24 protein-coding genes are annotated in these 23,525 nt (G+C 44.5%); 23 read left to right on the top strand and 1 reads right to left on the bottom strand.

Going from position 1 to position 23,525, the window contains the following annotated elements:
- Window positions 1-11 precede the first annotated feature (11 nt).
- The 6 genes from E4K68_RS20270 (at window position 12) to E4K68_RS03730 (ending at window position 4,554) form a co-directional block, all read left to right on the top strand.
- Window positions 12-200 carry a hypothetical protein gene (locus E4K68_RS20270; RefSeq protein ID WP_158291363.1) on the top strand — a complete coding sequence of 63 codons (189 nt, stop codon included), beginning with the start codon at window positions 12-14 and terminating at the stop codon, window positions 198-200.
- 237 nt (window positions 201-437) lie between these two features.
- A complete protein-coding gene (gene spoIID, locus E4K68_RS03750) occupies window positions 438-1,379 on the top strand; it encodes a stage II sporulation protein D (protein WP_135377402.1) in 942 nt (313 codons plus the stop codon).
- Window positions 1,380-1,458: 79 nt separating this feature from the next.
- On the top strand, window positions 1,459-2,169 hold the full coding sequence (locus E4K68_RS03745) for a M23 family metallopeptidase (protein ID WP_243450255.1): 711 nt from the start codon (window positions 1,459-1,461) through the stop codon (window positions 2,167-2,169).
- A 175-nt stretch (window positions 2,170-2,344) separates the two neighbouring features.
- A complete protein-coding gene (gene spoIIID, locus E4K68_RS03740) occupies window positions 2,345-2,593 on the top strand; it encodes a sporulation transcriptional regulator SpoIIID (protein WP_009619498.1) in 249 nt (82 codons plus the stop codon).
- A 210-nt stretch (window positions 2,594-2,803) separates the two neighbouring features.
- Window positions 2,804-3,787 (top strand): rod shape-determining protein MreB, encoded by a 984-nt coding sequence (gene mreB, locus E4K68_RS03735; protein ID WP_135377401.1) that lies wholly within the window; start codon window positions 2,804-2,806, stop codon window positions 3,785-3,787.
- 26 nt (window positions 3,788-3,813) lie between these two features.
- Entirely contained in the window at window positions 3,814-4,554 is a 741-nt protein-coding gene (locus tag E4K68_RS03730) for a WecB/TagA/CpsF family glycosyltransferase (protein ID WP_135377400.1), read from the top strand.
- Between the two features lie 109 nt (window positions 4,555-4,663).
- Here E4K68_RS03730 and E4K68_RS03725 read toward each other — a convergent pair whose 3' ends face one another.
- Window positions 4,664-5,806, bottom strand: a complete 1,143-nt coding sequence (locus E4K68_RS03725; RefSeq protein WP_135377399.1) for a glycosyltransferase — start codon at window positions 5,804-5,806, stop codon at window positions 4,664-4,666.
- A 131-nt stretch (window positions 5,807-5,937) separates the two neighbouring features.
- Here E4K68_RS03725 and fabZ point away from each other — a divergent pair, with 131 nt between their 5' ends.
- From fabZ to prfB, 17 genes are all read left to right on the top strand, one after another.
- The gene (gene fabZ, locus E4K68_RS03720) at window positions 5,938-6,375 is read left to right on the top strand and encodes a 3-hydroxyacyl-ACP dehydratase FabZ (RefSeq protein ID WP_135377398.1); all 438 of its coding nucleotides are present in this window, start codon (window positions 5,938-5,940) and stop codon (window positions 6,373-6,375) included.
- Window positions 6,375-8,195 carry an O-antigen ligase family protein gene (locus E4K68_RS03715; protein ID WP_135377397.1) on the top strand — a complete coding sequence of 607 codons (1,821 nt, stop codon included), beginning with the start codon at window positions 6,375-6,377 and terminating at the stop codon, window positions 8,193-8,195. The genes fabZ and E4K68_RS03715 overlap by 1 nt, the downstream gene beginning before the upstream one ends.
- A 23-nt stretch (window positions 8,196-8,218) precedes the next feature.
- The gene (locus E4K68_RS03710) at window positions 8,219-8,683 is read left to right on the top strand and encodes a hypothetical protein (RefSeq protein ID WP_135377396.1); all 465 of its coding nucleotides are present in this window, start codon (window positions 8,219-8,221) and stop codon (window positions 8,681-8,683) included.
- The gene (locus E4K68_RS03705; protein WP_135377395.1) at window positions 8,658-10,391 is read left to right on the top strand and encodes a helicase-related protein; all 1,734 of its coding nucleotides are present in this window, start codon (window positions 8,658-8,660) and stop codon (window positions 10,389-10,391) included. The genes E4K68_RS03710 and E4K68_RS03705 overlap by 26 nt, the downstream gene beginning before the upstream one ends.
- Window positions 10,392-10,396: 5 nt before the next feature.
- Window positions 10,397-11,137, top strand: a complete 741-nt coding sequence (locus E4K68_RS03700) for a ComF family protein (RefSeq protein ID WP_135377394.1) — start codon at window positions 10,397-10,399, stop codon at window positions 11,135-11,137.
- A 63-nt stretch (window positions 11,138-11,200) separates the two neighbouring features.
- Complete coding sequence (locus tag E4K68_RS03695; RefSeq protein WP_135377393.1) at window positions 11,201-11,503, top strand: zinc-ribbon domain containing protein; 303 nt, start codon at window positions 11,201-11,203, stop codon at window positions 11,501-11,503.
- 552 nt (window positions 11,504-12,055) lie between these two features.
- Window positions 12,056-13,642 (top strand): ABC transporter substrate-binding protein, encoded by a 1,587-nt coding sequence (locus E4K68_RS03690; protein WP_135377392.1) that lies wholly within the window; start codon window positions 12,056-12,058, stop codon window positions 13,640-13,642.
- 69 nt (window positions 13,643-13,711) lie between these two features.
- The gene (locus E4K68_RS03685; RefSeq protein WP_135377391.1) at window positions 13,712-14,728 is read left to right on the top strand and encodes an ABC transporter permease; all 1,017 of its coding nucleotides are present in this window, start codon (window positions 13,712-13,714) and stop codon (window positions 14,726-14,728) included.
- Window positions 14,729-14,741: 13 nt separating this feature from the next.
- Window positions 14,742-15,629, top strand: a complete 888-nt coding sequence (locus E4K68_RS03680; RefSeq protein ID WP_135377390.1) for an ABC transporter permease — start codon at window positions 14,742-14,744, stop codon at window positions 15,627-15,629.
- 148 nt (window positions 15,630-15,777) lie between these two features.
- Window positions 15,778-16,566, top strand: a complete 789-nt coding sequence (locus tag E4K68_RS03675) for a basic amino acid ABC transporter substrate-binding protein (RefSeq protein WP_135377389.1) — start codon at window positions 15,778-15,780, stop codon at window positions 16,564-16,566.
- Window positions 16,567-16,803: 237 nt separating this feature from the next.
- Window positions 16,804-17,481: an amino acid ABC transporter permease gene (locus E4K68_RS03670; RefSeq protein ID WP_135377388.1), complete on the top strand. Its 678-nt coding sequence runs from the start codon at window positions 16,804-16,806 to the stop codon at window positions 17,479-17,481.
- Entirely contained in the window at window positions 17,468-18,187 is a 720-nt protein-coding gene (locus E4K68_RS03665; protein ID WP_135377387.1) for an amino acid ABC transporter ATP-binding protein, read from the top strand. Before E4K68_RS03670 ends, E4K68_RS03665 begins: the two co-directional genes overlap by 14 nt.
- A 10-nt stretch (window positions 18,188-18,197) precedes the next feature.
- Window positions 18,198-18,506, top strand: a complete 309-nt coding sequence (locus E4K68_RS03660; protein ID WP_135377386.1) for a hypothetical protein — start codon at window positions 18,198-18,200, stop codon at window positions 18,504-18,506.
- Between the two features lie 126 nt (window positions 18,507-18,632).
- Window positions 18,633-18,833, top strand: coding sequence for a cold shock domain-containing protein (locus E4K68_RS03655; protein WP_135377385.1), 201 nt, complete (start codon window positions 18,633-18,635; stop codon window positions 18,831-18,833).
- A 163-nt stretch (window positions 18,834-18,996) separates the two neighbouring features.
- Window positions 18,997-19,527, top strand: a complete 531-nt coding sequence (gene raiA, locus E4K68_RS03650; RefSeq protein ID WP_135377384.1) for a ribosome-associated translation inhibitor RaiA — start codon at window positions 18,997-18,999, stop codon at window positions 19,525-19,527.
- A gap of 341 nt (window positions 19,528-19,868) precedes the next feature.
- Window positions 19,869-22,373 carry a preprotein translocase subunit SecA gene (gene secA, locus E4K68_RS03645; RefSeq protein ID WP_135377383.1) on the top strand — a complete coding sequence of 835 codons (2,505 nt, stop codon included), beginning with the start codon at window positions 19,869-19,871 and terminating at the stop codon, window positions 22,371-22,373.
- Between the two features lie 21 nt (window positions 22,374-22,394).
- Window positions 22,395-23,499, top strand: a protein-coding gene (prfB, locus tag E4K68_RS03640; RefSeq protein WP_199241678.1) for a peptide chain release factor 2 whose coding sequence is annotated in 2 segments (ribosomal slippage) — window positions 22,395-22,463 and window positions 22,465-23,499 — 1,104 coding nt in all. Because the reading frame shifts where the segments join, the coding sequence is not laid out codon by codon here.
- Window positions 23,500-23,525: the final 26 nt, after the last annotated feature.

The raw sequence follows: 23,525 nt of genomic DNA, 5'->3' as shown, positions 1-23,525 counted from the left end.
GTACTCGCTCTATGTATTCGCTTGACGCTAAAACACAAAACTTCCAGGTAGTTCTGCGTGTGCGCCGTCCCTTGCCATCCTTGGCGGTGTTTCTTTACGCTTTATCGTTTGCGCTCATTGACGCGATTCCGCTCACGTGCCTATCTAAGCTAAGAAACTTCCTCTGGACTTGGGTCGACGGGGGCTTGGAACGACGATAGGCGCTCGGGGGCTGTTGCGTAAGCGCTAAAGCAAAGTTGGTTTGAGTAGGACGTTCTTAACTAGCATAATCGCTAGCCAAGAACGTCCTTTTGCTACATTGTGCAGTGTTCTTGAGATTTCTATGGGATAGAAAAGGAACAAGAAGTAGATTAACTACTCCTTGTTCCTTTTTGTATTTCATAATCTAAATCCCTTCTGCATAGATTTTAGAAAAAGCTCGTACCGCAGGAGGGTTCATGAAAAAAGAGTGGGTATGGCTCATTGTGTTATCCATTAGTATTGCTTTGATAATTCCATGGAGCGTTTTGCGTTGGCAAAAGGAGAAGGTCATGAGTGAAGATGTGCAAATCCGTGTTCTGATGCCAAATGGGGAAGTTAAGAAGTTTCCACTTGAAGACTATTTGTTGGGGGTTGTGGCAGCTGAAATGCCAGCAGAATTCGAGGTGGAGGCCCTAAAGGCTCAGGCTATAGCTGCACGGACCTATGCAGCTAGACGATTAAGTTTAGGTAATTTGCAAGAGGGCGGATATGATGTGGATACTACCGTGCAAACGCAGGCTTGGTTTTCTGAGGCGCAAATGAGGAACAATTGGGGATGGCTAAATTACTGGCGTTATCGAGGAAAGATACAAAAGGCCGTGACAGAAACATACGGGAAGGTCCTTGTGACCAACGGGGAATATATTGAGGCATATTACCATAGTAGTAGCGGAAGAAAGCCAACAGAGCGGTCAGAGGAAGTGTGGAGTTCTCCTCGTCCATATTTGCTAAACGTAAGTTCGGGCGAAGAAAACTTACAACGCTATATTAAAAGCGTTTCATTTACTCCTCAAGAGATCTATAAAAAGTTGGGGATCGTGAGACCAGCGAGTTCATTTACATTAGGGGATTTTATGATTTTAGAAAGAACCGCGGTGGGAAGGGCCAAGAATGTTCGAGTGCTGGGCAATGTGTATCCTGCAACTCAACTGCGAAAATTGCTAGGACTTTCTTCAACGGATATCGAATGGGTAGTCCAACCGGAGCACATTACTATAACGACGTATGGTAATGGGCATGCTGTAGGAATGTCGCAATGGGGAGCCAATGATTTGGCAAAAGGGAATAAGAAAGTGGAAGAGATTCTTGATCATTATTACCCAGGCACGAAGCTTATGTTGTTGGGGCATAAGCAATAAGCAAGGAGTTAATTTCAGTGTGCTCGAAGAGTCTAAAAGCTGCATCATTCGGCAAGGCTAGAGGTTAGAGGTGAGTCGAATGAACATACGAAAATGGGATAAAAGCTGGATTTTAGTTTGGACGAGTTCCTTTTTAGTAGGAGGGTTAATCCTTTGCATTGGGTATCAAAGTGTCTTATACGAGTCTGCCCAAGAGAAAGTTCAAACAGTGGAAACAGTGCGAACGGTTTCAGCAAAAGTGCCAGTGAGTGTACAAGGAGAAACGAGGGACGGAAAAAAAACCGAGCTTTCGACACAGACAGAAGAACAGACAATTGCTGACAATATGAGTCAAGGTAGCAGTGAAGAAAAGAAATTATCACTCAAGGCGGACTTAGTCGAATCAGAATTGTCTATTAAAGACTTTCCCAGCCCGGTGAAGGGGAAGGTATTTCGGGGCATAGGAAATTATTATTTCGAAGTCCTTGATAACTATCTTTTTCATGGGGGAATGGATTACGCTGAACCGGAAGGAACGATAATCAGAGCTACTCACGGAGGAAAAGTTATTTTTGCGGGGCAGGATCCCATTCTAGGGCAGAAGGTGACCCTAGACTGTGGCGGTGGATGGCTGGTCACGTACGGAGGTTTAGATAACCTCAGTGTCAACAATGGTGAGACAATAGAGACCTTGGAAAGGATCGGACAAGTCGGATTTTTTCCTGGAGCAGAGGGGTTAAGCGATCAACCCCAACTTCATTACGAGGTTTGGCATGGTGACAAGGTACAGGGGCTAGAACTTAAAAACTAAAGCGCACAATAGTTTTCCGTGTAAAGACATCCTTTGAGGATGTCTTTTTGAACCATGACAATCAGCTAAATTAATACACAGCATTTACCAATTAGGGGACATTCTTTATGGATGTCTTTTTTTATTGAGCACGCATATAAATGTACTACACTTGTGGACGAAGGAGGGCTCTGACGTGCAAGAATATATACGAAAACGGGTGCTTGATATTGGGACTTACATTTTGGAATCGAGTGCAACGGTCCGGCAAACGGCTGATGTTTTCGGTGTTAGCAAGAGTACTGTACATAAAGATGTAACGGAACGCTTACCCTTGGTCAATGAGAAGCTATCCATGGAAGTAAAGCATATTTTGGAGACTAACAAGGCAGAACGACATATTCGGGGAGGAGAGGCAACTCGGAAAAAATACCAGGAAAATTAGAAGTTAAGATACTAATTAAAAGTAACCAAAAAATTTGCAAGAAAATATGCGAAAAAATTTGTATCTACAAAAGGGATTAGCGATTAAATCACGAATGAAATTTAGTACCAAACTTTAATAGCGAATCTCCCGTAAGGGAGATTATGCTATTTGTTTATATATTAATATCAAGATGGACAAGCTATGATGACGAAAGGGGTACCTCCACTAATGTTTGGAATTGAATTAGGAATAGATTTGGGTACAGCAAGTGTCTTGGTTTATGCCAAAGGAAAGGGAATTGTGTTACATGAGCCCTCTGTTATTGCGTTTGATCGCAATACAAATAAACGAATTGCTGTGGGAGAAGAAGCAAGGTTAATGATTGGCAGGACTCCGGGGAATATCGTGGCTGTGCGCCCGATGCGTGATGGAGTAATCGCGGATTATCAGACCACAGAACTAATGCTTAAATATTTTCTTGAGAAAGCAGGTGCTAAGCGCTGGCCCTTTTTCAAAACGCGTGTCGTAGTTTGTATTCCGTCCGGAGTAACAGAAGTTGAACAACGGGCAGTTAAACAGGCGGCTTATCAGGCAGGAGCTAGGGATGTCAAGGTAGTAGAAGAACCGTATGCTGCGGCACTCGGGGCAGGACTGGATATTTTTGGGCCGAATGGAAATCTCGTCGTAGATATTGGTGGGGGAACAACGGATATTGCAGTCCTCTCGCTAAATGGTATAGTGGCAAAACGAAGTCTTCGGGTAGGCGGGGATAAATTTGATGAGGCGATTAGTAGATATATTCGACGGGAGCATAATCTCATGATTGGAGAACGTACCGCTGAAGAAATTAAGATGGCAGTCGGTTCGGCAATTCCAGAGGGCCGTCCATCAGCGGAGATAGATATACGCGGGCGTGATTTGATTACAGGCTTGCCCAAAACTATCAAGGTCAATTCTCAAGAGTGTTATGTTGCGCTTGAGGAATCCGTTGAGGCGATCGTCGTTGGAGTTAAAGAAGTTCTCGAAAGAACTCCACCAGAATTATCCTCTGACATACTCGACAAAGGAATTGTTATGACAGGAGGGGGCGCTTTAATGTACGGCTTTGACATTCGTCTGTCTCGCGAGACAGGTTTACCGGTTAGTCTAGCCGAGGATCCGATTTCTTGCGTGGCTCTTGGTACGGGTAAGGTATTGGATGCTGGTTTTTAGCATTAGAGAATTAGAGAGGATCATCTATGAAAGCCAACATTCTTGGAGTTACCATAGACACATATTCTATGCAGGAAACAGTAGAGCAGATTCGTCAAGCAGTAGAAAATCGGGCTCCAATGCGGGTGGTCACCGCTAATCCAGAAATGATCTATGCCTCAGATCGTAACCAACGGCTAAAAAAGCTTATTAATTCTGCAGATATAGTTACCGCGGATGGTATTGGGGTGGTTTGGGCTGCCCGACGGTTAGGTACTTCAGTTCAAGAGCGAGTGACCGGGATTGATCTAGTTCAGGCCCTCTTCCCAGCGGCTGATGCGGGGAAATGGCGGATTTTATTTCTGGGTGGGAAACCAGGCGTTGCCGAACAGGCGGCGAATCGAGTTTGCCGGGAACACTCTGGGATTATTTTAGAAGCCCTTCACGGATACTTTAGTTTGGCTGAAGAGCCTTTCGTGTTAGAAAAGATTCGGAGTTTTCAACCTGATGTGTTGCTTGTTGGAATGGGGGCTCCACATCAGGAATATTGGATTGAGGAGCATCCAGGATTAGCAACGGTCAGTATAGGGGTAGGTGGAAGTTTCGATGCGCTCGCCGGGACAGTTATTCGCGCGCCAAAACGCATTCAAGAACTTCATGTGGAGTGGCTCTATCGCTTGTGGAAAGAACCCTGGCGCTGGAAACGCCAAACCGTGTTACCACGTTTTGTTTTAAAGGTACTTTGGCATCAAGTTAATTTAAAGAATAGTTGCAAGAGTGAAGGATGAAGACCAAAGCTGTTGCATAAAGAAGCACAGTAAAGACAAAGAGGATTATTCGCCTAAATGGTGAATAATCCTCTTTTTGGGAATTCCTCGAATGTGGAGAAAACCTTTGTTAAATGTTGGATATTTTTTTGGCAGGCGGAATAGCTTTAGTAAGTAAACGAGTGTAGACTTGTTCGGTTTTTAAGATCATATTTTCAATAGAAAACATGGACCAGCGGCTTTGGCCGGAACGAACAAGGGATTTCGATAAATCGGGATTTTTGAGAATGGAAGTGCACGCTTCGGAAAAACCTGTTACATCACGGGGAGGAACAAGTAGTCCATCTTTTCCAGAGCGGACAACTTCTGGGATTCCTCCGACAGCACTGGCAACAATCGGAACTCCGGCCTGCATCGCTTCGAGGAGGACTAACCCCATACCTTCACTAATAGACGGTAGAACAAAAAGGTCCATGGCAGGTAGGGCTTCATAAGCATTGGAAAGGTATCCGGTTAGGGTGTAGGGAATGGAATTGCGTTCAAGCTCGAGTTCTAGGTCTTGATGGAGTGGACCTTCTCCGATTAACAAAAGATGAAGGCTTGGAAAGGTTAAACGCATTCGCATAGCGGCTTTAATAAGATAAGTTTGTCCTTTAGTGGGATGGAGTCGACCAATCGTTCCGAGGACGAGCGCTTCGGTTGGAATTCCCCATTGCTCGCGGAAGTGTTGTCGAGCAGAATGTGGATCCTTAATGAGTAAGCGGTTTTGGCCGTTATAAATAGTGTCAATATTTCGGCCGCCTCTCAAAGCAACTTCCTCTGCTAAATATTCAGATACGGCGATAATCCCAGAAGTCAAAGGCAGGGTTAAGCGGTCGAGTCCTAAAGCCATACGAGCAGACCAAGTAGAACTATAATCATGGGCCAGGGAGCTATGTACAGTGGATAGACAGGGGATACCCATCCATTTTGCACTCAAACGTCCGAGGAGATTGGCCCGAGAACCGTGGGTATGAATAAGGGTTATCCCTTGTTGTCGAGTCCAACGAATGAGGCTAGGAAGAGGAGACAGGTCAAGGGGGAAGCGCATTGGAAAGGTCTGAGTAGGAATCTGATGATCGAGCGCAAGGCCTGCGAAAGGACCATGGGTAAGGCAGATAAGATGTGGGGCGAAATGAGTTCGGTTCAAACCTTTGAGGAGGGATAACACATGCTGCTCTGCCCCGCCGATTTCTCCGCCACCTATGATATGTAAAATTCTGTGGGTTTTCATGCAATGCTATCTTCCCTTCAGACTTAAACTTGGTTATACTATGTGCGAGTAGGAAAATACCTATCTCCAATCATAAGACAAACGGGTACCTATCTGCAAGTCGCAGATGGATAGATTTAAGGAGGAGTTTTATGCTTCAGAGCCAAGAAATTCAGGAGATTGTTCCTCATCGTTATCCTTTTCTTCTGGTAGATCGTATCATAGAATTGGAAGAAGGAAAAAGGGCGGTCGGAATCAAGAATGTCACCATCAATGAACCTTTTTTTCAAGGGCACTTTCCAGGGCACCCTATTATGCCAGGGGTTCTGATCATGGAAGCACTAGCCCAGGTTGGGGCAGTAGCTATCCTTAAATTGCCGGAGTATGCGGGCTTCTTGGGTTTATTTGCTGGTTTAGACGACGTTAAATTTAAACGGCAAGTGATTCCCGGAGATCAGCTTCGCTTGGAATTGGATCTTGTAAAACTACGCAAATCGTTTGCTGTCGCTCAGGGCAAAGCGTATGTTGGGGATGCCTTAGTCGCAGAAGGTACCCTTAAATTCTTCCTAGAGCGAAAGACCCTTGCGTAGTGATTGAATCAACGTTACATCAAGTCAGCAGAGCTAGGAGCAAAACAGCAGATCTCCTAGCTCTTTTTCTTGCCCTGAGTGTCATCCATGGTCTATATTTTCCGCAGGAATTAATGATTTTTGGATTTGCTTTGTCGAGTTACGTGTTGCTATCTCACCTAAATCATAAATTCGTTTTTATTGCGGAAAAGAATTCTGCGTTTGGCCTGACCGATTTTTTGCTTCTAGGGATGATACTTTTTTCTGTATTAGGGGTAATTCACCCCGTCAGGGTTAAGGACGGATTACTTGAAGCCTTACGTTGGGGGATTTTCTGGTTCATTTATCGGCTTGGGGTTCAGATCTCCTCGGATGAATTAGCTAAGAAACTTTTAGCACAACGTGTGGAATGGGTGGCGATTGTTGTCGCTATCCTTGGGTGGGTTCCTTGGGTGAGTAAAGTAGCGGGAAGATTAAGTTCTGTCTTTGGATACCCCAATGCTACAGCCGCTTTTTTAGGAGCAGTGCTTTTGGTTTACTCACGTAGGAAGCCAGCTCAAATATTCCTGGGGATTTCTCTACTGGGAACAGGCTCGAGAGCTGGAGTCGGCTTGTTTTTAGCCGTTTTGACGGGCCAACAGCTTCTCCTGTGGATTCGAACGAGCCACAAGCCTTTTTCGCTGGCCTTGAATCAGAGATTTCATGTGAAGAAGAAGCTATTAGGTGTCTATTTAGGAAGGCTATGGGTGATTTCTCTGGGAATTGCCGGAATGGTTTTCATCGTTTTCTTTAATAGAACGGCCTGGGAGAACCTAATGTCATGGGGCCTTACTTCGACGAGTTGGCAGGAACGGTTGGTCTATTATAAGGATGGGCTTAGTTTAGCCTGGAACGCTAAGGGTCTGCCTCAAGCAGGAGGGTGGCTGGCTTTTCCCACGATTCAACGCTTTCCTTATTGGACGGCAGATCCACATTCGAGTTTAATCAATGTCCTTCTAAACCAGGGTGCTCCCGGAATCATATGTGCGGTGATCTGGGGTGTTTTCACGTTAATTCAGATCTTGAAGACTTGGGGGAACCGTGTACTATGGAAATCAGAGGTGGAACTCAAAGAAATTAAGGCACAGGCTCGGGCGTGGAGTGCTTTGGCGTTTTTGGTACTACATAGTTTGGTAGATGCGGATTTTTCGTTTAGCTCGCTGGGCTTTTTATTTTGGATGATTTTCGGGAGCATCCGAAAAAGAGTTAAACATCCTCGCTATCTCTTTATGACGAATACCTTAGTTTCGGATATTTGGAACAGAGGGATGCTTCTTTTAAGTCTAATCATGTGTTTGTTTTGTGGAAGCGTCCTTTTGAATCCAACACTCTTAGAGAGAGAACGGTCCTGGAATACGAAGGCTGTTGAATTGGGTGAAAAGGATCCTGGACGAAGTATTGAACTTTGGAATACGAGTTTATCCTGGGATCAGACGCAAATCAGACCGCGGCGAGAGCAAGCTGAATTCTTACTTCGGTGGGGAAAGACGGAGATTGGATTGAAGGCTGTAGAGGAGGTGCTAAGCTGGCAACCGCTTGACCTGGCAGCATACGAATGGGCACAATCAGTTGTTTGGGAGGCTGCGGAGGTACAGAGGCGAACACACCCCGAAACAGCCAATAGTCTCTATCACTGGGTTGAAGATGTTCCGCGAAGAATTGAAGGGAGAGTGGTCATCCTCTCTTCAACTGATCGGTTGCTGTGGCAAGGTTACCGAGATTTTAAACCCTCTCAACATATCAGGCTCCTAGCTGAATATGCCCGCCAAAGACAACTCACGCAACCCCTAGCAAAAACATAGGTTGGGAGTAGGAGGCGAGTTTTATGACGTTTTTACCGGGAGTTGTGTTGATTTTGGGCATTCTTTTGTGGATCATGGATTCACCCCTTGAATGGAATATCCCGTACAAATGGCAAGTTTTCCTTAAAACATGGAAAGAAGGACTTGGCAGTCGAACGCATAATTTAAACTATGTTTATTACCGTGAATCGGACTTGAACTTAGGAAATAGCGATTTGGAGAAGCAATTTTTGCATCTGCAAAAGGAATTACCTAGGCTGAGTAGAAAATTGAGGGTCCCATTGTGGATCAGTGTTTGTGTTCATCAAGGCATGGTATCTCAATCAAATGAGATTTACATATCTTGTCTCCAACGTCGATTCCCGGAAATGGAAATTTACGAATCCTCGCTTTACGTTAATTGCGATGTGGAAGGCGAGATAACTCCCTTGAGCGGGAGTAACCACAGGGAGGGAGAAGCGTATGAACTTTTTCCTGACGTTGAATGAAAACGGTGACGTCAGTTTTTCTCCGTTTTTAGAGAGGGACAAGCTGGATTTGGGTGTGATAAGTGTTCTGAATACCCCTCTTCCTTTGGCAGCCATTCAGGTCGTCCAGGAGCGGCTAAATAGGGGGAAACACTTTAGTTTTTGGCATAGGTCTACCCGGAGGGAAACACAGACAGAAATTCTCAAGATACTTAAAGTATTTGGCTGGAATACACTGGACTTTGCCTGGGAGGAAATCAGTCGGCCAACGCTGATCCCTCAAGAATTATTGAATAAGGATCGAAATGGTTATCAAGATAACCAGGTTAGAAAGGCGTTCAATCAACTTGTCTTAGGACGGCAACTTTCAAACGGGGATCTTCACGGAATCGCCCGAGAACTTAAAATTGATAATGAAGAGATTACCAAATTCGCTCACCTTAATGTGCAACAGGGAAGGGCGCAGTGGGTTCCATCTGTGAAAGCGCAGGGAAGAAGTTGGCAGTGTCAACGATGTGGGGAGAAGGATGTGGAAGAGTGGCCAAGTCTTTACGGGATGGCCGCAACGTGTCGTAGCTGTGAGAGTATCGGAGCAAGCTCTTCTTTGGACGTGCTTTATCGCGATCATCGCTCACTCTTGGATGGCCCATCTGAGGTGTTTTTCCAGCCACACTGGAAATTAACGTCAGCCCAGAGTTTGGCGAGTGACCAAGTGTTTGAATTTATAAAACATCCAACTGAAGAAATGGCACTTCTCTGGGCTGCGTGTGGAGCAGGAAAAACCGAGGTATGTTTTCCGTCTGCTGCATGGGCATTGCAGCAGGGTAAATCTGTGCTTTTTGCAGCGCCTCGCCAGGATGTCATTCATGACGTTGTACCGAGATTTCTACGAGACTTTCCAGATTATCCGTTTCAAGTTTTAACAGGGACAACCCCGGTAAAGTATCAAATTGGGGGGCTAGTGTTAGCGACCACACACCAAGTATTAAGGTTTTGGAAGGCCTTTGATGTAATTTTTATGGATGAGATGGATGCCTTTCCCTATCATGGAAATCGTGCTCTAGAGTGGGGATTACACTATGCTTTGCGCCAAGGCGGAAAGATACTCTACTTAACGGCGACCCCCTCACCTGAAGGGTTAAAGAAGGTTCAACAAGGTAAAATGCGGCTTATCCGTCTACCGGCACGTCATCATCGCAACCCTTTGCCAGTTCCGATATGGAAAAGAATTCGTCATGCTTTAGAGCCTAATGAGTGTACAGGAGAATTAGCAGTTCAAATCGAAGCATTGAGGATACAAGGGCCGGTGATGGTCTTCGTCCCGAAGATTTCTTGGATCGACTCTTGGATTAAATGCTTTCAACGACGATTTCAGCATTGGTGTGTTGACGGCAGCTACAGTGCAGACCCTGGACGTTTGAACAAAATTGAGCAGTTGCGTCAGGGTGAATATGATCTTTTTGTGAGCACAACTATTTTGGAACGAGGTATTACGTTATCAGGAATTCAAGTGGTCGTTCTCGCCGCAGATCATACTGTTTTCGATGAACGCGCTTTAGTGCAAATGGCAGGAAGGGTAGGTCGAACCCGAGAAAACCCTCAAGGAAAGGTCATATTTATGTCTAAAAGTATGACACCAGCCATGCGTACAGCGATTCGATGGATTGAGGAGCAAAATAAGCGCGCCTTAGAGTTGGGGCTCATTGATACGGGAGAAGAAAGGAGCTAGGCGACTTGAAGAGGTTTTGGAAGGAAGCAACCAAAATCACCCGTGCTCTTTGGTATGCGGACGAACGAGCTTGCGCATTTTGTGGCGTGGAGCGCGGACCAATTTGCCCATCTTGCACGATAAACTATCTTCACCCCGAACTCGGTCGGTGTAGGGGGTGCGGGAAATTAATTATGTCAGAGGATATTCTTTGTCTCGACTGTGGAGCTGGAAAGGGGCCGAAACAGCTTGATCGAATTGTGGCCTGGGGACATTACTCCGGAGGATTAAGGGAGTTTATTCATGCTGTCAAATTCAAAGCACAGCCTCGACGCTTGCTTGAAATTGCTCGGCCTTTTTCAAATTGGGCCATTAATCAGCTACCTCCCGTCGAAGGGGTAGTGGCTGTGCCAATGCACGCAGCTCGTTTAATGGAACGAGGCTTTAATCAGGCAGAAGTTATTGCTTCGATGTTGCACTGGGAATTGGGATTGCCGATAATCCCAGGAGTTGAGAGAATAGAGCCAACATCATCTCAAGTTCTTCTTTCCCGCCAGGAACGTCTGCTCAACTTAAAAGGTGCATTCATAGTACGGAAACCCGGGAATATTAAAGGGCAAAATATGTGGCTTGTCGATGATGTAACTACCACGGGGGCAACGCTTGAGGCCGTGGCAGAAGTATTGCGAGAAAGCGGAGCACATGAAATTTATGGCTTGTGCTTAGCCGCTGGGTTAGAAAAAAAACTTGTGCCTTCGTGTGAATAGAGTTATAATATCAGTGGATGGGCACAGCCTATTACATTTTTTTACGTAAGGGGAATATCTTTCATGGCCTTTGAAGACAAAGATCTAGTATGTAAAGACTGCGGAGCGACTTTTATTTTTACAACTGGCGAACAAGAGTTCTATGCTGAAAAGGGTTTCGAAAATGAACCACAACGTTGCCGCGAATGCCGTAACGCACGCAAAGCAAGCCGTAACTCTCAAGAAGGAAGATCACGCGAAATGTTTACCGTCGTATGTGCGGACTGTGGAGTAGAAACTCAAGTTCCTTTCCAACCGACATCCGATCGTCCAGTATACTGCCGTGAGTGCTATCAGCACCACCGCCCAGCTCGCGAACAATATTAATTCAAGTACTAAAGTATAAGTATATTGAATTAAATTATTATGAATTGACAAGCATTGGTTGACGTTTAGTTGATCAATGCTTTTTATTGTATTAACCTTGAGTACCTTGTATTACGGAGTTATTGTGGATCTCGGTTGATCATCTAACAAAGACAGAGAAAGTTGATGTGTTTTCAACACCGTTATCCACAGATCTTCAAGCTAATTAAGGGTATCCACAACACTTATCCACATTATACACACCTACCTGTGTGTAACTTCGGGGGATAAATTAATTATACTTTAGATGATTTATAGTCTTCATTTCTCGATTCGGTAGCAGTTGGTCAAAAGGATGTTGTGCTATCATATAGACATAATCGATACATTTAAAATCTAGTATTAACCATAACAAATGAGATTATTTGTATAATAATCGTAAATTAAAACAAAAAAGTACGATTTTTGAGGATAACCTAGCTTCTTAAAGCAGGAATTGACTTAAGTATATAGAATACATAGATTACATCTTAACAGGATCTTAATAGTCCATTAACAGAAGGAGGAAAAGGAATGAGAAGAAGATTGGCAGGGGTTCTCGCCTCCCTTTTTCTAGTGAGCACCTTGCTCACTGGATGCGGCGGGACCACCACCACAGGATCAGGCCAGGCCGCAGGAGCCAAAACGGTGATTTTGGCACGTGGAGCAGACTCAATCAGCCTAGACCCAGTCATGATTGAGGATGGCGAATCGGCAAAAGTTGTGGCTAATATTTTTGACACCTTGGTACGATACAAAGAAGGTTCCACTGAGGTAGAACCTTCTCTAGCAACAGAATGGAGCACGTCTGCAGATGGAAAAGAGTGGACGTTCAAACTTCGCAAGGGGGTTAAATTCCACGACGGAACGCCCTTTAATGCCGAAGCGGTAAAGTTTAATGTAGAACGACAACTCCCACCGAATCCAACGGCTGACATGCCTTATGCTGACTTTACGCTTGGCATGGTGGACAAAGTCGTTGCTGTGGATGAGAACACCGTTAAATTTGTCCTAAAGAATCCATATGCCCCATTTCTCTTGAACCTTGCAATGTCGTTGAGTGCTCCTATGGGTTCTCCGACAGCTATTAAGAAATTCGGTAAAGACTTTGGTTCAAACCCTGTTGGCACAGGCCCATTTGTTTTTGCTGGTTGGGAAAAGGATTCTAAGATCACTCTCACAGCCAATAAAGACTATTGGGATGGCAAGCCGAAAATCGACAAACTAGTCTTTGAAGTGGTCAAAGAAAACTCCGTACGAGCCAATAAACTCTTGGCTGGCGAAGTGGATATCATTGATGGCATCGATCCGAATGATGTTGAAAAATTAAAAGCTGATACAAAACTTAACTTTAGCACTTCTCCGGGAATGAATATCAACTATATGGGATTGCGCACAGACCGTAAACCCTTTAATGATCCTAAAGTTCGTGAAGCAATTTCCATGGCTATTAATCGAGAAGAAATGGTGAAAAGCCTTTACAAGGGCAATGCTGCATTAGCTAACGGACCCTTGCCTTCAATTCTTTTCGGTTATGACAAAGATCTGCAACCTTACCCCTTTGATCAGGCGAAAGCCAAACAACTTTTAAAAGAAGCTGGTTACGATAATAACTTAAGCTTCGAACTCATCAGCTATCCAAATCCACGCCCTTACAATTCAGTTGGAGGAGATAGCTTGGCCACGGCGATTCAGGGATACTTGAAACAAGTTGGGGTCACCGTGAAAATCACCTCTGCGGCTTGGAAAGAACACAAAGAAAATGTAAAGAACGGCAAAGCAGAAGCTTATCTGTATGGTTGGACAGGAGATAATGGAGACCCTGATAACTTCTTGTATGCCTTACTCCACTCTAGTCAAATTGGCAATGGCCGTTTAAACGATGCGAAATACAATAATCCTCAATATGATGAATTACTCATGAAGGCACAACAAAGCTCCGATAAAAATGAGCGAATCAAGGATTACACCGCAGCCCAAGAGATTCTCGTCAAAGATGCACCATGGGTATTCATAAGTAGCTCAATGGATATGGCTGCTGCAAGCAAAAGTATCACAGGGTTCAAAATCCATCCGACAGGGGTTTACTTCCTAAAGTCGTTAGACAAAGCAACTAAATAATTGGTTATCTAAATATGCTACTGACTTACCAAGGGCTTGCCCTTGGTAAGTGTGTTTGGAGGAAAAATTGTGCTGAGGTACATTATACGCCGAATATTTCTATTATTCCCAGTCCTTTTTGGAGTATCACTATTAGTTTTCCTCGTTTTGCATGTGTTTACGGTCGACCCCACTTCAGTCATCTTGGGACAACATGCCACGGCGGAAAAACAAGAAGCACTTCGGCAAGAACTCGGATTAAATGATCCCCTTTATGTTCAGTTTGGACACTTTATCGGTGGTGCAGTGACTGGGGATTTGGGAAGGTCATTGTTTACTAAGGAGCCTGTCACCAAAGAGATCACGTCACGCTTTCCAGCAACGATTGAGCTAACCGTTGTAGCTTTGTTATTGGCCTCTATCATGGGAATCTCAGTAGGGATCATCTCAGCGGTTAAACAATACTCAGCGTTGGATTATATGAGTATGTTAGGAGCCCTGCTTGGCGTATCAATGCCAATTTTCTGGCTGGGGCTCCTTTTCATCGATATTTTTGCAGTTCGCTTGGGTTGGCTTCCCACCAGTAATCGGTTGAGCTCATCAGTTGATATGGTAGTTTATACGAAGTTCTTTCTCATTGACAGTGTCATACATGGCTTTAAGACGGGAGATTGGGGTGCGTTGGGAGACACTGTTCGTCACATTATTATGCCTGCAGTTGTTCTTGGGGCATCCTCGACAGCAGTCATTGCCCGAATGACACGTTCAAGTATGCTCGAAGTGATCCGTCAGGACTATGTCCGAACAGCGAGGGCCAAAGGGCTAAGTGAGCGGGCTGTAATCCTGAAACATACCTTAAAAAATGCTATGATCCCAATTATCACGGTAATCGGGTTACAGTTTGGAAGCCTGCTGGGTGGAGCAGTCCTTACAGAGACGATCTTTTCCTGGCCAGGTGTAGGATCGTTAACGTTCATGGCGATTGATCACTCAGATTTCCCCCTAGTACAGGGAACAGTGCTTCTTAGTGCAGCAGTCTATGTTGTGGTAAATTTGGTCGTGGATCTCCTTTATGCGTTCATTGATCCGCGGATTCACTACGCTTAAGGAGGGATAACCTATGTCTTCATCAGAATCACCAACAACTCAACTCGTACAAGAGGACAAGGCAGAAACCTCGCAGTTTCTCTTGCGTCGATTCTTTCGTAATAAAATGGCAGTTCTTGGGCTTTTCGTTTTCCTTTTTATGATTTTTATCGCCATATTCGCCCCATTACTAGCGCCGTACGATCATCTTCAGACAGATTTAAGTGTGAGCTTACAAACACCGTCTGCAGCTCATTGGTTCGGAACAGATGAATTTGGGCGCGATATTTTATCTAGGATTCTTTTTGGGGCGAGAGTCTCCCTTATGGTAGGGGTCATCGCCGTTGGAATTTCTTTTACTGTCGGGACAATGTTGGGATTGATCGCCGGTTACATTGGAGGAGTTTGGGATGATGTCATCATGCGCTTTACCGATATTCTCTTAGCCTTCCCATCGATACTTTTGGCTATTGCGATCATGACCGGACTGGGACGTGGTGTAGGAAACGCTATGATTGCTATTGGGATTGTGGGAATCCCTGTTTATGCTCGTATCGTGCGTGGACAAGTACTTGCCGTACGTTCTCAAGAATATGTGGAAGCAGCAAAATCGATCGGAGCTGGATCTGTGCGTCAAGTTCTACGCCATATTCTTCCCAATGTTTTAGCCCCGCTAATTGTACAAGTTTCCTTAGGAATGTCGACCGCCATTTTAGAAGCAGCTTCGCTGGGGTTCTTGGGTTTAGGAGTTCAACCTCCACAGGCAGAATGGGGCGACATGATTGCTCATGGTCGTCGGTTTATTAATAACGCGTCATATATGATCTACTTTCCCGGAATTGCAATTTCGTTAACTGTTCTAGGGCTGAACCTTTTTGGAGATGGTTTGAGGGATATTTTAGATCCTCGCTTGAAAAAATAAGAATAAAGATGTCTAAAAAGGATAGAAAAAAAAGGTATTGAATAAAAATTCATAAGTATGTATAATTGGAACCACAAGGATGAGCTGTGTATAACACAATAGTCTGTCAGGGAAGTTATTAACACAGCTGAAAGAGAGGGGAATAAAAATGTTTAAATCGAAGGTTCGTCTTGTTTTAACCGGATTGCTTAGCCTAAGTCTCTTGACACTTGCTGGCTGCGGAAGCACCAGCGCCCCAGCACCAACACCAGCTCCTGCTGAAAAGATTCTGAAGGTTGGGTCTGATATCGCCTACGCTCCGTTTGAATTTATGGATGAAAAGCAACAACCAACGGGGTTTGACATTGAACTCATTAATGCTCTGGGGGCTGATATGGGATATAAGGTCAAAATAGAGACGTCCGCGTTTGATGGTTTGATTGCGGCTTTACAAGCAGGAAAATATGATGCAATAATTTCAGCCATGACAATCACGGATGATCGCGCTAAAACTGTCCAATTTAGTGACAAGTATTTTAAAAGTAGTCAGTATATAGCCATGAAAAAAGGGGCTAACTTTAAAACACTGGCAGATTTAAAGGGCAAAAAGGTTGGGGTTCAACTCAATACGACAGGGCAATTTGCAGTCGAAAAAATTGGTGTAGAAACAAAAAAATATGACACAACACCAGACGCTCTCAACGATCTTCTAAACGGCGGAGTGGATGCGGTTGTGGCTGATGCGCCGGTAGTATTGTGGTTCCAAGCGCAAAATGCTAATGCCCAGATTGACTCAGTGGATGCAGATTCTGGCTTAGAGTATTATGGAATAGCCATGAAATCAGGAAATACAGAATTGGCAGGAAAAATGAATGCTTCGTTAAAAAAATTAATGGATAACGGACAATACAATAATATTTATAAAAAGTGGTTCAAAAAGGATGCACCGAAATTTTAAGTAAACCACGCAAAATTTCTAATAGCCTTGGATTAGGCTCATTATAAGATTTGAAATTTACGTTTTAATTGCGTTTCAGAATTCTTCTGGAACGCTTTTTTACTTGTATAAATTTGCGCTAAAATGTATAATTCTAATCGGCGTTAAGATAAAAACGGAAATACTTGCGTTTGGACTAATTTTATCTATTTTCACTAAAACTAAGAACGAAAAATTAAAGAAAAAGGAGGATTTTCTGTGGGATTAAACTGGCAGGCCGCGATTGACAGTATCCCTATACTGAATAAAGCAGCGCTACTCACTTTGGAGCTGACTGCAGGTGCAGTTGCTATCGGAGTTGTTATCGGCCTCATTATGGCCTTGGCGAGGTTGTCAAAGACAAAGATCTTAAGGGCGGTTGCTATCGCTTATATTGACTTTTTTAGAGGCACCCCGTTGCTCGTTCAAATCTTTTTAGTTTACTTTCTAATTCCTAAATTCCTTCATTGGGAAACACTGCCTGACAATTATCAGTATTTTGCTGGAGTCTTGGCAATGGGATTTAATTCAGGCGCTTATATTGCCGAGATATTCAGAGCAGGGATTCAGTCGATTGATCGTGGGCAATCAGAAGCAGCCCGCTCTTTAGGGATGACTCATAGTCAGTCTATGCGTTATGTAATCCTTCCTCAAGCCTTTAAAAGAGTGGTTCCTCCTCTGGGCAATGAATTTATTGCCTTGCTGAAAGACTCATCTTTATTATCTATCATCGCGATTCAAGAACTTTTCTATAGTGGTAAGATTATTGCTGGACGGACCTTCCAACCCATTCCTATGTATATAGCCGTTGCTTTTTATTATCTTTTAATGACTCAGTTGATTTCCCAGTGGGTTGCCTATATGGAGAGGAGGCTGGGTAAGAATGATCTACGTTAAGAACTTGCATAAATCCTATGGTAAACTTGAAGTACTGAAAGGCATTGATTGCCATATACGCGAAAAAGAAGTGGTTGTTGTAATAGGCCCAAGTGGTTCGGGAAAGAGCACCTTCTTGCGTTGCTTAAATAAACTCGAGGAGCCGACCAGTGGGGAAATTACCGTCTATGGAATTCCTCTTAACTCCGAGGTTAATGTCAATGCGATTCGTAGAGAAGTGGGCATGGTGTTTCAACGCTTTAATCTCTTTCCCCATATGACAGCCCTCCAGAATGTTGTGCTGGCTCCAGTAATTGTTCGCAAAATGAATAAAGCGGAAATAGAAAAGATTGGTTTAGAGCTTTTGGCCAAAGTTGGTCTATCTGATAAAGCGAACGAATATCCGGATCGCCTTTCAGGTGGTCAACAACAACGGGTAGCGATTGCGCGAGCCTTAGCCATGAAACCGAAGATTATGCTTTTTGATGAGACTACTTCTGCTCTTGATCCAGAAATGGTGGGAGAGGTTCTAGCAGTTATGAAAGACTTAGCACGAGAAGGGATGACCATGGTTGTGGTGACACATGAGATGGGCTTTGCCCGTGAAGTGGGCGACCGGGTAATTTTCATGGATGAAGGGATCATCATGGAAGAAGGGGAACCTAACGAGGTGTTTGCTCATCCTAAGAATCCGCGGACACAGGCGTTCTTGAGTAAAATTCTATAGAAGGAGCTTGTTGTACACGCGATTCTTGGGTAGGCTGGTCCGGGAGCGTTTTATGCACACGTCTGCACGTTACGCCGCTGACGAGCTGGACGGTTCGCTGGCTTGCCAAACCTATGGGCAGAATGCATGTGCACCGCTCCATGCCATCCTTGTCACTGCGGCATCAGTCCATCCATGGACAAGTCCCAGTGGCGTGCTGACGGGGAGCGAACCGTCTGCGCTCGTCTGGGGTTGGGTTGTAGGGGATAAATGTAAACGCTATGTAGAAAGGCGCTCCTGGACTTGGGTCCCGGAGCGTTTTCTGCATGAGTATAGCTGAGCTTGAACGATTAGTTTGCTCTGCGTCGTAAGACTGAGCGCTTGACACACAAGTCCGTTGTTTAGAGTTCGCCTATGCTGGGTATCCTCCTAATGGTATGAACAAATTCAAGGAGGGTGTAGCCAGGTGTTAGGTAAAGTCAAATGGTTCAGCAAACAAAAAGGATATGGATTTATCGAGCAGGAGGAGAATGGACAAGATGTTTTTGTTCATTTTCAATCAGTTATTGGAGATGGATTTCGTACTCTTGAAGAGGGACAATCCGTTGAGTTTGACGTTACGCAAGGTCCACGCGGTGTGCAAGCTTCTAACGTGATGGTCCGTTAACGAGGTTTTTATGAAATGCCTGGCAAGAGAACCGTTGAGATAATGACAACGATTCTCTTTTGCTTTAACAAGAAAAAATATTAGGATCAAATTTTAAATAGCAGGATTTTTTGTGTAAATCGGGAATAGTAGATGTATACCATCTTAAAAGGGGGTTGAATTAATGAACATTATTATTCGTGGTAAACATATCGAACTGACGGATGCACTTAAAGAGTATGTTATGAAACGGGTAGGCAAGTTGGCAAAATACTCTGATGAGTTCATGGACGTTCAGGTCACCTTGCTTGTCGAGCGCGATCGACATCGGGTAGAGGTAACAGCCCCAATCCATGGTATGATATTACGCGGGGAAGAAGAAACTGAAGATATGTATTCTTCCATTGATATGGTCGTTGAGAAGTTGGAACGCCAAATCGATAAATATCGGACACGAATAAATAAGCGGATGCGCTCGAAGGTCTTGAAGGATCATGAACCTAAACAACCCGTCATTGCGAATGATGAACCCCATGAGGAAGTTGTTCGGAATAAGAAATTTCCAGCGAAGCCTATGTCTGTAGAGGAAGCAATCATGCAGATGAATCTTGTGGGACATAATTTCTTTGTGTTTACAAATGCAGAAAGCCAAGAAATGAATGTGGTATATCTTCGCAACAATGGGGACTATGGGTTGCTTCAACCTCAGACTTAAACAGCCATGTGCCGGGTAAGTCGTGTGTCATACTCGGACAAAATAGTCGCTTTTAATAAATCAAGCGAAAGGCCCGCATTTGCGGGCCTTTCAATATACATATTCAGAAGTCAGAAGTTTTCAGATCGTATAGTTTGACCTAGGCAATACATCGATAGGATCACTGAAAGTGCATGAGATGTTGGTATTTAATCTTACGTCAGGGGTGCTGTTTGGAATGCCTCGGAAGGTTTGCCATCGTATAGGATAAATATCCCATGGGTAATTAGCCTGGCTTGGTTGCAGTCGGTTCTCAAGGATGTTAAAATTAGTGAACATAAGGATTGAGAAAGGTGGACATAATGGGTTTTTTAAGTATATTTGATGATAATGCGCGAGAAATACGTAAATATCAAAAGCGCGTTGAAGTGATTAATAGCTTTGAACCGGCGATCCAAGCCCTTGGCGATGATGAATTGCGTGGCAAGACCGCTGAATTCCGAGGACGTTTGGAGCAGGGAGAAAGCCTAGATTCTCTGTTGCCAGAGGCTTTTGCAGTTGTTCGAGAGGCCAGCCGAAGAGTTATAGGTCTGCGGCACTATGATGTGCAATTAATTGGAGGTATGGTACTGCACGATGGCCGGATTGCTGAGATGCGCACAGGGGAAGGGAAAACCCTCGTGTCCACCTTGCCGGCCTATTTGAATGCCCTAACAGGTCAAGGGGTTCATATTGTGACAGTCAATGATTATCTAGCCCGTCGGGACAGTGAAGGGATGGGACTAATTCACCAGTTTCTTGGTCTTTCCGTAGGCCTAGTGGTGCATGGCTTAAACTATGAGGAACGTCGGAATAGCTATGCCGCAGATATTACGTATGGGACCAATAACGAATTCGGCTTTGACTATCTGCGGGATAACATGGTTACTCGACCAGATGCTTTGGTTCAACGTGTCCTTAATTATGCTATTGTCGACGAAGTGGACTCGATCCTCGTTGACGAGGCACGAACTCCTCTTATTATCTCAGGAGAAGCGGACAAGCCCACGGAATTATATTTTCGTGTGGCCATGATTATTCCCCGATTGAAACCTGAAGATGATTATAAAGTCATTGAAAAAGAGCGGGTTGTCACTCTTACCGAACAAGGAGTTAGCCGAGTGGAGAGCATGTTGGGTGTTGATAACCTTTATGAGGATATTCATACAGAGTTGGCCCACCATGTAAACCAGGCATTGAAAGCACAGACCCTCTTCAAACGGGACCGCGACTACGTGGTTAAGGATGGAGAAGTCATTATTGTCGACGAATTTACCGGACGCCTGATGTTCGGACGTCGCTACAGTGAAGGTCTGCACCAGGCCATTGAAGCCAAAGAGGGCGTTAAGATCGAAAAAGAATCACAAACCCTGGCTACTATCACGTTTCAGAATTATTTCCGAATGTATAACAAACTTTCTGGAATGACCGGAACGGCCATGACAGAAGAGCCAGAGTTTAGAAAAATTTATAAGCTCGATGTTGTGGAAATCCCTACAAATAAACCCATGATCAGGGTCGATGACTCAGATGTGATTTACCGTTCGGAAGAAGGTAAGTTTCTAGCGGTCGTAGAAAGTGTCATTGAACGCCATGCCCAAGGACAGCCGCTTCTTGTGGGGACGGTTTCTGTCGAGAAATCGGAACATTTGAGTGATATGTTGGGGCAGCGTGGTGTTCCTCACCAAGTCCTTAATGCAAAATTCCATGAAAAAGAGGCGCAAATTGTCTCACAAGCTGGACAGCGCGGGATGGTCACCATTGCTACGAACATGGCAGGCCGGGGAACAGATATTATTTTGGGTGAGGGCGTGCCTGAACTTGGCGGTTTGCATATTATTGGCACAGAACGTCATGAATCCCGACGAATTGACAATCAGTTGCGCGGACGTGCAGGTCGCCAAGGAGACCCCGGATCAACCCAATTCTTTATTTCATTAGAAGATGACCTCATGCGCCTGTTCGGTGCGGAAAATATCATGGGCATCATGGACAAACTAGGTATGGATGATTCTATGCCGATTACGTCCAGGATGATTTCCCGTTCTATTGAAACTGCTCAACGACGCGTGGAGAACCGTAACTTTGATATTCGTAAACACGTCCTTGATTATGATGATGTCATGAATCAACAACGTGAGGTGATCTATGCCCAGCGCCGTGCGGTGCTGATGGGAGAAAACCTACGCGGTAACATCATGGATATGTTAGAAAAAGTAGTGACGGACAGCATAAGTATGTTTAGTGGGGAAAGCACATTCCCAGAAGACTGGGATTTAGAGGCTTTGGCTGATTATATCGAAGGTTTCTTCCTGCCAGGAATCCATTTGGCGACTGAACAGTTAATCGATCTTTCAAAAGAAGAAATTGAAGAAATGTTACTGGACAAAGCGAAAGCTCTCTACGACAGTCGTGAAGAACAGTTCGGTTCTGATCTAATGCGAGAGATTGAACGTGCTGTGATGCTTCAAGTTGTGGACAACAAATGGATGGATCATCTGGATGCGATGGATATGTTGCGTGAAGGAATTAGCTTGCGTGCCTATGGGCAGAAAGATCCGCTCGTTGAATACAGGCGTGAAGGATTCGAAATGTTCCAAGCAATGATTGATTCGATTCAGGACGATATTATCCGTTATGTGATGCGCGTTACCCCTCAAGTTCGGGAAGAAGTTCCTGAACAACCGCGAAATGTGACAGAAAACCGCTATGAAGGGGAACCCAGCGAACCAGTACATGTCGGGGACCAGATCGGACGCAACGATCTTTGCTCGTGTGGCAGTGGTAAAAAATATAAGAAGTGTTGTGGAGTAGAGACTAAGAAGTAGGTTTTGGAAGGGTGAATATAAGTGCTTTCTGATTGGAAAAAAGAATTGGAAACGTTAACATTGAGCTTGGCAGATTTGAGGGTTTCTCTTTGACGTCGCTCAACGTATAGAAAAGATTAGTGCTCTGGAGAGAGAATTTCAGCGGCCAGATTTGTGGGATAACCCTGACGTTGCTCAAAAAACCATGCAGGAGTTGGCTTTTCATCAGGGGAAGATCAAGATTTACGAAGAACTAGAGCATCAAATCGAGGATACTACGACCCTATGGCAACTAGCTTCTGAGGAAGATGATGTGAGTCTTGAGCCGGAGATTGAGCAAGGGATAAAGGCACTTCACTCGAGATTTGAAGCATTGGAACTAGAAATACTGCTTAGTGGTCCTTATGACAGAAATAATGCTATTTTAACTCTCCATGCGGGGGCCGGGGGTACAGAAGCCCAGGATTGGGTGCAAATGCTCTATCGGTTATATATACGTTGGGGAGAGCGACACGGGTATAAAGTGGAGACTCTGGATTTCTTGGCTGGAGATGAGGCGGGTGTCAAAAGCGCTACTCTATCCTTCAATGGGGAAAATGCGTACGGGTATGCAAAATCTGAAAAAGGTGTGCATCGGTTAGTGCGAATTTCGCCGTTTGACGCATCAGGACGTCGTCATACATCATTTGCTTCTGTGGATGTTATCCCTGAAGTGACGGAGGACAATGAAATAACGATTGATACGGAAGATCTGCGGGTGGATACCTACCGTTCTGGTGGGGCGGGTGGACAACACGTAAATAAGACGGATTCTGCTATTCGAATTACACACTTGCCGTCCGGGGTCGTTGTTCAGTGTCAGAGTGAACGCTCACAGACCCAAAACAAAGCTGCAGCCATGCGCGTTTTACAGGCGAAGTTGCTAGAATTAAAGCGTAAGGAACAGGAAAACGAGATTTCTGAAATCCGTGGTGAACAGCAAGAGATTGCTTGGGGAAGTCAAATCCGTTCGTATGTTTTCCATCCTTATAGCCTAGTCAAAGATCATCGTACCAACGAGGAAACAGGAAATGTGTGGGCAGTTATGGATGGCGAGATTGATGCGTTTATAGCATCATTTCTGCAGAAGACTAAAACTGTGCAATAAAAAAATGACATAGCTGAAGGAGGGAA

Source organism: Desulfosporosinus sp. Sb-LF (assembly GCF_004766055.1).
In the GTDB taxonomy this organism is placed as follows: domain Bacteria; phylum Bacillota; class Desulfitobacteriia; order Desulfitobacteriales; family Desulfitobacteriaceae; genus Desulfosporosinus.
The sequence above is the reverse complement of the archived record's forward strand: the minus strand, read 5'-3'. Positions and strand labels throughout refer to the sequence as shown.

Coding starts and splice junctions, on each gene's coding strand:
- E4K68_RS03695 (WP_135377393.1), top strand. CDS start 11,201: ATGGCCTTTGAAGACAAAGATCTAGTATGTAAAGACTGCGGAGCGACT.
- E4K68_RS03665 (WP_135377387.1), top strand. CDS start 17,468: ATGATCTACGTTAAGAACTTGCATAAATCCTATGGTAAACTTGAAGTA.
- E4K68_RS03675 (WP_135377389.1), top strand. CDS start 15,778: ATGTTTAAATCGAAGGTTCGTCTTGTTTTAACCGGATTGCTTAGCCTA.
- E4K68_RS03730 (WP_135377400.1), top strand. CDS start 3,814: ATGAAAGCCAACATTCTTGGAGTTACCATAGACACATATTCTATGCAG.
- E4K68_RS03710 (WP_135377396.1), top strand. CDS start 8,219: ATGACGTTTTTACCGGGAGTTGTGTTGATTTTGGGCATTCTTTTGTGG.
- E4K68_RS03690 (WP_135377392.1), top strand. CDS start 12,056: ATGAGAAGAAGATTGGCAGGGGTTCTCGCCTCCCTTTTTCTAGTGAGC.
- E4K68_RS03725 (WP_135377399.1), bottom strand. CDS start 5,806: ATGAAAACCCACAGAATTTTACATATCATAGGTGGCGGAGAAATCGGC.
- E4K68_RS03745 (WP_243450255.1), top strand. CDS start 1,459: ATGAACATACGAAAATGGGATAAAAGCTGGATTTTAGTTTGGACGAGT.
- spoIID (WP_135377402.1), top strand. CDS start 438: ATGAAAAAAGAGTGGGTATGGCTCATTGTGTTATCCATTAGTATTGCT.
- E4K68_RS03705 (WP_135377395.1), top strand. CDS start 8,658: ATGAACTTTTTCCTGACGTTGAATGAAAACGGTGACGTCAGTTTTTCT.
- E4K68_RS20270 (WP_158291363.1), top strand. CDS start 12: ATGTATTCGCTTGACGCTAAAACACAAAACTTCCAGGTAGTTCTGCGT.
- mreB (WP_135377401.1), top strand. CDS start 2,804: ATGTTTGGAATTGAATTAGGAATAGATTTGGGTACAGCAAGTGTCTTG.
- raiA (WP_135377384.1), top strand. CDS start 18,997: ATGAACATTATTATTCGTGGTAAACATATCGAACTGACGGATGCACTT.
- fabZ (WP_135377398.1), top strand. CDS start 5,938: ATGCTTCAGAGCCAAGAAATTCAGGAGATTGTTCCTCATCGTTATCCT.
- E4K68_RS03680 (WP_135377390.1), top strand. CDS start 14,742: ATGTCTTCATCAGAATCACCAACAACTCAACTCGTACAAGAGGACAAG.
- secA (WP_135377383.1), top strand. CDS start 19,869: ATGGGTTTTTTAAGTATATTTGATGATAATGCGCGAGAAATACGTAAA.